General features: G+C 39.1%; 7 protein-coding genes and 3 pseudogenes. 2 read left to right on the top strand and 8 right to left on the bottom strand.

The window, feature by feature from the left end:
• Positions 1–238: pseudogene (locus HT688_RS09915) on the bottom strand (helix-turn-helix domain-containing protein); the annotation flags it as partial.
• Between the two features lie 486 nt (positions 239–724).
• On the opposite strand from HT688_RS09915, the gene HT688_RS09910 reads away from it, so the two are divergent.
• Complete coding sequence (locus HT688_RS09910) at positions 725–1,420, top strand: VIT1/CCC1 transporter family protein (protein WP_000005270.1); 696 nt, start codon at positions 725–727, stop codon at positions 1,418–1,420.
• A gap of 142 nt (positions 1,421–1,562) precedes the next feature.
• Here HT688_RS09910 and HT688_RS09905 read toward each other — a convergent pair whose 3' ends face one another.
• Positions 1,563–3,554, bottom strand: a complete 1,992-nt coding sequence (locus HT688_RS09905; protein WP_050208796.1) for an ABC transporter permease — start codon at positions 3,552–3,554, stop codon at positions 1,563–1,565.
• 1 nt (position 3,555) lies between these two features.
• The gene (locus HT688_RS09900; protein WP_000173372.1) at positions 3,556–4,314 is read right to left on the bottom strand and encodes an ABC transporter ATP-binding protein; all 759 of its coding nucleotides are present in this window, start codon (positions 4,312–4,314) and stop codon (positions 3,556–3,558) included.
• 429 nt (positions 4,315–4,743) lie between these two features.
• Here HT688_RS09900 and HT688_RS09895 point away from each other — a divergent pair, with 429 nt between their 5' ends.
• Entirely contained in the window at positions 4,744–4,941 is a 198-nt protein-coding gene (locus HT688_RS09895) for a hypothetical protein (RefSeq protein WP_050223462.1), read from the top strand.
• 137 nt (positions 4,942–5,078) lie between these two features.
• Here HT688_RS09895 and HT688_RS09890 read toward each other — a convergent pair whose 3' ends face one another.
• From HT688_RS09890 to HT688_RS09870, 5 genes and pseudogenes are all read right to left on the bottom strand, one after another.
• Positions 5,079–5,351 carry a PspC domain-containing protein gene (locus HT688_RS09890; protein ID WP_001085044.1) on the bottom strand — a complete coding sequence of 91 codons (273 nt, stop codon included), beginning with the start codon at positions 5,349–5,351 and terminating at the stop codon, positions 5,079–5,081.
• A gap of 58 nt (positions 5,352–5,409) precedes the next feature.
• Complete coding sequence (locus HT688_RS09885; RefSeq protein ID WP_101514688.1) at positions 5,410–5,859, bottom strand: SprT family protein; 450 nt, start codon at positions 5,857–5,859, stop codon at positions 5,410–5,412.
• Positions 5,846–7,975 (bottom strand): Tex family protein, encoded by a 2,130-nt coding sequence (locus HT688_RS09880; protein ID WP_101514687.1) that lies wholly within the window; start codon positions 7,973–7,975, stop codon positions 5,846–5,848. The genes HT688_RS09885 and HT688_RS09880 overlap by 14 nt, the downstream gene beginning before the upstream one ends.
• 101 nt (positions 7,976–8,076) lie before the next feature.
• A pseudogene (locus HT688_RS09875) lies at positions 8,077–8,555 on the bottom strand (DUF1919 domain-containing protein); the annotation flags it as partial.
• A gap of 185 nt (positions 8,556–8,740) precedes the next feature.
• Positions 8,741–9,013 (bottom strand): annotated as a pseudogene (locus HT688_RS09870) (IS630 family transposase); the annotation flags it as partial.

The following is a 9,013-nucleotide window of genomic DNA, read 5'->3' as shown; positions in this document are numbered from 1 at the left end:
TTGCGATTATTTTCATAAGCCTGTTGAGCATAGTCGGCAGAATAAACCTCTTTAAAGCGTCCTTTTCCAAGACATTGTCGGACTGTCCCACGCTTGTTTCAGTATGGATAGTTTGAGGAGCTTTTCCAAGTAAAGAGGCGATTTCTCTATTTGATTTCCCTTCCTTTTTCCATCGTTCGATTAAGCGACGGCTATCGATTATCAAATGTTTGGCTTTTGTAGTATAATGGTTTTGCATCTCTGTGCCTTTCTTGTGTTTGTGATTGAACAACAAGTATAACACAGAGGTGTTTTCTTATGCCTAGAAGAGCTTTCATTTGACAAGAGGAACCCTTGAAGCAGTTTTGTCAGCTAAACCAAGGCTAATCTTAGCCTTGGCTTGTCAGCCTAACAGCATCAAGCCTCTTATCAAATGAAATCGAGGGCTAGCTATAAGCTAGTTAAACCATCTAATTTTTAGGAGGGCTGGGTGGCTAACTTCATTATAGAACTTTCATTTAATACTCATTATTCTCTTGTAAACGATTATAAAGTGAACAAAATGTTTATCCTATTTAATTTAAAATTTTTTATGCTATTCTATACTCTTTACCTTCGGTGTTTGATCTATCAGAGAAGATGTCGATATTTTTATATCATTAAAATCGTGCAACTTTTTTCAGATACTTTTAAAAGATTGATTTCATTACCTCTTTCCTTTATACTGGATAAAAAGGAGAATAGTATGTCAGAAACAAATCACAAAATTGATTCAAATTTTGCAGGTCGTTTAAATATCCTGCGTGCGGGTGTTCTTGGTGCCAATGATGGGATTATTTCCATTGCTGGTGTAGTTATCGGAGTTGCTAGTGCCACGACCAATATCTGGATTATCTTTTTATCAGGATTTGCAGCTATCTTAGCTGGTGCCTTTTCAATGGCTGGTGGAGCATATGTATCCGTTTCAACTCAAAAAGATACTGAGGAAGCAGCCGTTGCGCGTGAGCAGCTCTTGCTAGACCAAGATATGGAACTAGCCAAAAAGTCCCTCTATGCTGCCTATATCCAAAATGGAGAATGCGAAACCTCTGCTCAACTTTTGACTAACAAAGCCTTTTTAAATAATCCACTCAAGGCTTTGGTAGAGGAAAAATACGGTATTGAGTATGAAGAGTTTACCAATCCTTGGCATGCTGCTATCTCTAGCTTTATTTCTTTTTTCCTTGGTAGCTTACCACCAATGCTGTCAGTAACTATTTTCCCAAGTGAATACCGCATTCCTGCTACTGTCCTTATCGTCGGTGTGGCCCTTCTTCTCACTGGTTACACTAGTGCCAAACTTGGAAAAGCCCCAACCAAAACAGCTATGATTCGGAACCTAGCTATTGGTCTTTTAACCATGGGAGTTACCTTTCTGCTAGGACAACTTTTCAGCATTTAATACTCTTCGAAAATCTCTTCAAACCACGTCAGCTTCGCCTTGCCGTATATATGNNTGCGGCTAGCTTCCTAGTTTGCTTTTTGATTTTTATTGAGTATAAAATACAAGAAATACCTCGATTTTCAAGTCGAGGTATCTTTTTTTACATTTGGACAATCTTGCGATAACTTCTTGAAGTAATCATGAAAATCAGCACATAGGCGATGAGGAAGATAGCGCAGATAGACAAGGTCACAATCAACATCATATTCGTATCTATTACACCAATCACTTTTAAAATCAGACTAAGCATATGGTAGGCAAAGGCTAGATGTATGAAGGCAAAAAGCAAAGGAAGGAAGAAAACAGTTAAAACCTGTTTGTTGATGGTTTGCTTGATTTGCTTTTGATCTAAACCGACTTTCTGCAAGATAATAAAGCGTTCACGGTCTTCATAGCCTTCAGAAATTTGTTTGTAATAGATGACCAGAACGGTTCCGACCATAAAGATAATGGATAGGAAAATACCGATAAAGAAGACACCACCAAAGAGGGCACTCATCTGAGAACTAGCATCTGCTAGATTGCTACCATAAACATAGCTACCTTCTGTGTCTAATTGAGCATTAAATTGATTGAGGTATTTTTCATACTCCTCAGCGACCTTGAGTTGTTCTTCTTCACTGACATTTATTACATTCATACCACCGTAAAACTGATTATAGATAGCCGAATCTGGGAATTGATCCAAAAAGGCTTGTAAATCAGGAACAACAAGGTAATTGTAATCAGTAGTCAAGATATTAAACTGATTTGGAACATGGTTCACAATGAAATCTTTATTAAATTCTTCTTTGACAGAAAATTGATGATCATTTAGAGTTAGAGCTTTCTGTCCTTTCAGTCCGTCATTTTTGGCAAAGAGACCAACCTCATTTCCTGATAGAGACAGTTTTTGACCAGTCATATTTTCATAATCTTTTTGGTCAAATACCATGAAAACTGTTTTTGGTTGGACACGGTTTTGTCCTTTTTCAAAAATAGTTAACTTGGTTCCTTCTTGATTTGCAATACCAAAGTTACTGTAACGAAGCACTTCTTTCTCTTTGACACTATAACCTTTGTCACTTGCAAACTGGCTCAAGAGTTTGTCCAAATCTTCTTTTTCAACATTTTTTCCAGTAATGCCAAAGTCATGCGGATTCATCACTTTTTTAAAGGATTCTGAGGCATTGAAAATACTAGTCGCTGCTGACATGGTTACCAAAACCATTGTTGACAAAATAGCGATGGTTGCTAGTCCAACCGCATTTTTCTTCATACGGAAAATCAAGTTGGAAACAGAGATGAGGTTATTAGGTTGGTAATAGTATTTCTTGTTTTTCTTTAAGATTTGTAGGAAGACTGTAATCCCTGCATTAAACAATAGATAAGTACCAAAAATAACCAGCAAAACAGCTAGGAAGAAAGTTGTTAGGGCTGTAAGAGGATCGGTTACCGTAAGGGCAAGATAATAGCCAATCCCTAAACTTATGGAACCAAGAATAGTTTGGAGAGGTAGGAAACGACCTCTTTTCTCTCCGCTTGCTTTCTCACGCGAGAGCTGGAGGGCATTCATACGGGCGATTCGAAGGGCATTCAGGAACATGAGCCCTAGGAAAATCAATCCAAAGACAACAAGTACTGCAATGACAACATTCATTTGGAAGGTAGCGACCAGCTCAACCTTCAATTTCATCAGTTTGAGCAAGAAAGCGAAAATCAACTTGTCAAACAAGGCTCCAATACCGATACCCGCTCCAACAGTTAGAATCCCAAATACCACTAACTCCTTAAAGGTCATACTGATAAGATGACGCTTCTCCAAGCCCAACATGCCATAAATTCCTAGTTCCTTGGAACGGTTTTTCATGACAAAACTATTGGCATAGAGGACGATAATGGCTGACGCAAGGGTAACGACAAACATACCAAATCCAAGTGTTGCTTGAATGGTGGTTCCTCCACGGATTTCAGCAATCTTGGGATTGAAGGTTAGAGAGTAAAAGAGATAGGTGACAGTGACTGCCAAGAGAACAGCCAGCGCAAAAGGATAGTAGAGCTTGCGGTTTTTAATCAAGTTCGATACCGCTAACTTATTAGTTAATCGAAACATACTAATTCACCTCGCTTGCCATGACAGTCAAGGTATCAGAGATTTCTTGGAACATCTGACGCTCTGTCTTCTCTCCACGGTAGATTTGATTGTAAAGAATGCCGTCCTTGATAAAGAGTACACGTTTAGCTCTGCTAGCTGCTGCTGTTGAGTGGGTTACCATGAGAATGGTTTGGCCGCGCTCATTGATTTCATCAAAAACATCAAGAAGAGCTGCAGAGGACTTGGAATCAAGGGCACCTGTTGGCTCATCCGCAAGGAGAATTTCAGGTTCTGTGATGATGGCGCGTGCTACTGCTACACGCTGTTTCTGACCACCAGAAATCTCGTAAGGGTACTTCTCTTGCAATTGGTTGATACCTAGATTCTCAGCTGTCACCACCAATTTCTTCATCATCTCCGTAATAGGTCTTCTTGACAAGACAAGCGGAAGCAAGATATTGTCCTTAACAGAAAGAGTATCTAGCAAGTTAAAGTCTTGGAAGACAAAGCCTAATTTTTCACGACGGAAGCTAGAAGCCTGTGAATTTTTAATGGTTGCGGTGTCAGTTCCATTCAAGTAAACCTGGCCACGAGTTGGTTTATCCAGCATAGCTAGAATATTGAGCAAAGTTGATTTACCAGAACCAGACTCACCCATGATAGCAACGTAGTCTCCCTTTTCTACGGTAAAGTGAATATCCTTGAGGGCCTCTACTTGGTTGCCCTGAAAACGAGTTTTATAAATTTTTTGAACGTGTTTTACATCTAAAAGTGTCATGAGAATCTCCTTTCTTAATATCCCATCAAATGAAATGTTGCTTGCATCATAGCGCATCCCAGCTGAACGCGCTCGATTTCTTTGTGGCTTGGTTGTTTTGAAAATTTTTCTTGAAATAATTTTTTCATGTTCTTACTCCTTTTTCTTTATGAGTCTAGTTTACATCAAAAAAAGACCGCTTGCCATAACCTAACCTTACAAAAGAGACTTTAATCTTACATTTTTGTAAGATTGGGGGAAATGTAAGCAAAATTACTTAGAAAATGATTTGATTTCCTATTTTTAAAATTGTAAAATATAAGTGTGAAAAGGCTTACTTTGGAAAGGAGGAAGCGGAAACTAACATTTGAGTAAGCTTACCTAGATAACATACCATTAAATTTAACACTTGCAAGTCGATCAACCTATAAGGAAAGAAGGTGCGCTTTAATGAAACACAAAGAACATATACTCATCGGACTTCTCTATCTCCTCTCTCCATTCATCGGTCAGCTCTTAGTTGAAAAAACATACTTTATCGGTACAGAATTTACAGCTACTGCTTATGCTATTTGCTGGCTATCAGTTGTTATCAGCATCCACCATTTTTCAAAAAATGTATTGTCTCAGCAAGAAAAAACAGATTAAAAAACTGAGTTTAAAATAATATTTTTAATTTGTATATGAGGCTGAGAAAATCTTATTAAAAGTAAAAAAGCTTTAAATCAAGCAGTTTAGACTATTGATTTAAAGCTTTTTGCTTATTCCAAATCTTTTGTTAAACCTCACCAAAACCAGCCTTCATTGTCGTCAATAGCTTGGGCTTCTTTGCGTTTGCGTGGGCCTGTTCCGTACATTTCTGCTTCGATTTCTTCCTTGGTTGGCATGATAGAAGCTAGGATGATATAGATAATCACGCCAAGTCCAAAGTTTGCGACTGTAAAAATAGCAAATAGAAAACGAACCAGGGTAACATCAAAGTTCCACTTGTCTGACAGACCCGCCAGAACTCCTGAAATCATGCGATTTCGTCTCATTTTATAAAATTTACTGTTCATGATATTTCCTCTTTCTGTTAGGTTAGACATAGTATATCACGGGTAGGCTCGGCTTTCATCAGTCCTCAGGCTGATTTATCAGAAGCAATTTACCTCGACAAAGTCCACAGCGATAGCATTTGGTATCAATCCTTCGCTTGCGATGATAACTTTGCTGGCAGGATTGACAACGATAAAGTTTGAGTGGTTTAGAGTGGCTATTTGTCAAGGAGGGCACAAAGCGTAATCCATCCACCGCTTTCAAAAGTTCCTTAAAATCTCGATCCTTGTGTTGATATCCCTTCCCTTGAAAATAGAGGTGATAATGACAGAGTTCATGTCGGACAATTTTCCTAAAAACCTCCATACCCAGTTTCTGATAAACCTTGGGATTAAAATCCAGATGCCCATCTTTGGGGAAAAATCGCCCACCTGTCGAACGTAGACGCCTATTCCACTGGACATGATGGATAAAAGCTCTCCCGAAGTCTTCTAGTGAAACCTGCTTGACATAATCAGTCAGTTTCATTTGGAGCGAGGAGCGACAGATTAACTTTTTCACGTTCAGTATCAATTTTCTTGACCCAAACGGTCACCAAATCTCCAACTGACACCACTTGACTAGGGTGTTTGATAAACTTGCGACTCATATGAGAAATATGAATCAAGCCGTCCTCGTGAATCCCGATATCAACGAAGGCACCGAAGTCAACAACGTTACGCACAACACCTTCTAGCTTCTGACCTACCACTAGGTCTTTGATATCTAGGACATCTTGGCGAAGCACAGGTGCGTCAAAGGAATCACGGAAATCTCGACCTGGTTTGAGAAGATCTGCAATGATATCTTTAAGGGTTTCTGGACCGAGGTCTAGCTCTTGAGCCATTTCCTTGACTGAAAGGGACTTGAGTTTGCTTTGGGCTTCTTCGTTTAGGTCTTTAATATCTAAACGTTTGAAGAGTTCCTTAACTGCAGTGTAATTCTCTGGGTGAACTCCTGTATTATCAAGGATATTGCTACTTTCAGGGATACGAAGGAAACCAGCAGCCTGCTCAAAGGCCTTGGCTCCCAGACGAGGAACTTTCTTGATTTGGGCGCGTGAAGTGATTTTTCCTTCTTCCTCGCGGTATTTGACAATATTTTCAGAGATAGTTTTGTTGAGTCCAGCTACGTGTGAAAGAAGAGCTGGGCTAGCTGTATTGACATTGACACCAACTTGGTTAACCACTGTATCGACAACAAAGTCCAGACTCTCAGATAGTTTCTTCTGACTGACATCGTGTTGGTATTGACCGACACCAATTGACTTAGGATCGATTTTAACCAATTCAGCAAGGGGGTCCTGCAAACGACGGGCGATAGAAATGGCAGAGCGTTTTTCAACGGTCAAATCTGGAAACTCCTGACGAGCAAGTTCACTGGCAGAATAGACAGAAGCACCACTTTCATTTACGATGACATAACTAACCTCAGGAAAATCTTTCAGAACTTCCGCCACAAAGGCTTCACTTTCACGACTAGCAGTACCATTTCCGATGGCAATAATTTCCACGCCATATTGACCAATCAAATCTGCCAGATCTTTCTTGGCTTCTTCGATTTGACGAGCTGATGCTGGTTTAACAGGATAAATGACCTGTGTTGTCAGCATTTTTCCTGTTGCATCCACGACAGCTAGCTTGGCACCTGTACGAAAGGCAGGGTCAAATCCAAGAACCACGCGCTCTTTCAGTGGAGCAACCAAGAGGAGATTGCGTAGGTTGTCCGAAAAGAGTTGGATAGCCCCTTCTTCCGCTTTTTCAGTCAATTCTGTCCGAATACGGCGCTCGATAGCAGGTAAGACTTTTTTCTTAACCGATTGCTGAACAACTTCATCTATATAGGCATTTTTCACCTTGAAACGAGCAGCAAAGAAAGCTAGAATACGGTCTGTCGCATGTTCGAAACCGACCTTCAAGACACCTAGCTTCTCCCCACGATTGAGGGCCAATGTACGATAGCCCTGCATATTTCCAACTGTCTCTGAAAAATCATAATAAATCTGAAAAACCTGCTTTTCATCAGGACTTTCATCCTTGACTTGCGAAGTAAGTTTAGAGTATCTCAGCACCTCCTGATAAGTCATGGCGCGCAGTGTCACATCTTCCGATAAGGCTTCGACTAAGATATCAACTGCACCAGCCAAGGCGTCTTTCCCAGTCACAAATCCTTCACAGATGAACTTTTCAGCCTCTTTCTCTAAGTCAGTTACATTCTGCAAAATCAGGCGAGCAAGTGGGAAGAGTCCAGCTTCACGAGCAATGGTTGCCTTGGTTCGACGCTTTTCCTTGTAAGGTAGGTAGAGTTCTTCAACGTCTGCTAATTTTTCGGCAGCTAAGATAGCTTCTTCCAACTCCTTGGTCAACTTGCCTTGTTCTTGAATCTTAGCTAAAACAGCTTCCTTGCGGTCATTGAGATTGGTCAGACTTTTATCCAAGTCGATAATGGCCTTAATCGCCACCTCATCCAGACTACCAGTCATGTCCTTGCGATAACGCGCGATAAAGGGGATTGTCGCCCCTTCTGCTGTCAAACTTAGAACAGTATCGATTTGCTTTAAAGTCACTCCCAAATCTTGGGAGATTTTTTCATATTTTTTATCCATGAATCTATTATACCACAAGCTAAACATTTCAAATTAACTCGTAGAACATTTAAAAAATATGTAGGGAATAGATTTATATGCTACAGCGCAATAACTTGCACTTAAAGAGCATTGCCACCTTTTTTTAACCAAGCCATGATATCAAAAGTATTTAATGGATCAGACATAATAGCCAGTTCTGGAAGATGTTCCTGACCTGGAATAACACATTGACTTTTCAAATTTTTATATGGACGATTGACTAAAATTAATTTATTAGAATAAGGAAGATTATCCATCTTATTTAAAATTTCTTCACTAGCTGAATCTTTATTATCAAATTTAAAATATAGATTATCCCAATTTATGCGTTTTTTCTTTTTTCCCACTTAGTCCGTGCTTCTTCAATACTAGAATAATGTAGAAAATGAATATCTATATCCCCTAAGTGCCCCAAAGGATAAACTTCATGGGTCCAGCTCGGTGAAACAAGTTCCTCTTCGAAAACAAGTTCTTGTTCCATATAGTACCGAAAATCCTTTGTAAGTTTATAATAATCATCAGGAAGAATAAATAAACCAACAAAAGGTGTTCTATATTGGCTTTACAATAATAACTTCTATATCTTTAAATGTTTGTCTATCAACTATTAATAAAGACTCTAATAAACTATTTTTATCTCCTTGATGTAATAAAATAACACTGATTAAGCAAGTCAATTTTACTACCTCCTATAATTTTCTGATAATGATTTTCTTCTTATTTCAATTATATAATCATTTAGTTTTAAAAAAAGCGTTCCAAACATTCAAAAATAGTTGAGACTTCCCTTAATAAATCTGTTACTTTCTTTTTCAAGATAGCCCATGCTTGCTCAATAGGATTCAAATCTGGTGAATAAGGTGGTAGAGGTAAGAAAAAGTGTTTATCTTGGATGCAGAGTTCATCCAAAATGTTCTTGGGATCAAAACTAGCATTGTCCATGACAATAACATGAGGTGTCTTCAAAACAGGCAGGAGTTGCGTTTTGAACCACTCCAAAAAGATATCGCTTGTCCT

Origin of the sequence: Streptococcus sp. 1559, from assembly GCF_013276735.1 — a bacterium.
Classification (GTDB): Bacteria; Bacillota; Bacilli; order Lactobacillales; family Streptococcaceae; genus Streptococcus; species Streptococcus pseudopneumoniae.
The sequence above is the reverse complement of the archived record's forward strand: the minus strand, read 5'-3'. Positions and strand labels throughout refer to the sequence as shown.

What these genes read in the sequence shown, in the direction of transcription:
- HT688_RS09910 (WP_000005270.1), top strand. Translation starts at nt 725, where the DNA reads ATGTCAGAAACAAATCACAAAATTGATTCAAATTTTGCAGGTCGTTTA.
- HT688_RS09905 (WP_050208796.1), bottom strand. Translation starts at nt 3,554, where the DNA reads ATGTTTCGATTAACTAATAAGTTAGCGGTATCGAACTTGATTAAAAAC.
- HT688_RS09900 (WP_000173372.1), bottom strand. Translation starts at nt 4,314, where the DNA reads ATGACACTTTTAGATGTAAAACACGTTCAAAAAATTTATAAAACTCGT.
- HT688_RS09895 (WP_050223462.1), top strand. Translation starts at nt 4,744, where the DNA reads ATGAAACACAAAGAACATATACTCATCGGACTTCTCTATCTCCTCTCT.
- HT688_RS09890 (WP_001085044.1), bottom strand. Translation starts at nt 5,351, where the DNA reads ATGAACAGTAAATTTTATAAAATGAGACGAAATCGCATGATTTCAGGA.
- HT688_RS09885 (WP_101514688.1), bottom strand. Translation starts at nt 5,859, where the DNA reads ATGAAACTGACTGATTATGTCAAGCAGGTTTCACTAGAAGACTTCGGG.
- HT688_RS09880 (WP_101514687.1), bottom strand. Translation starts at nt 7,975, where the DNA reads ATGGATAAAAAATATGAAAAAATCTCCCAAGATTTGGGAGTGACTTTA.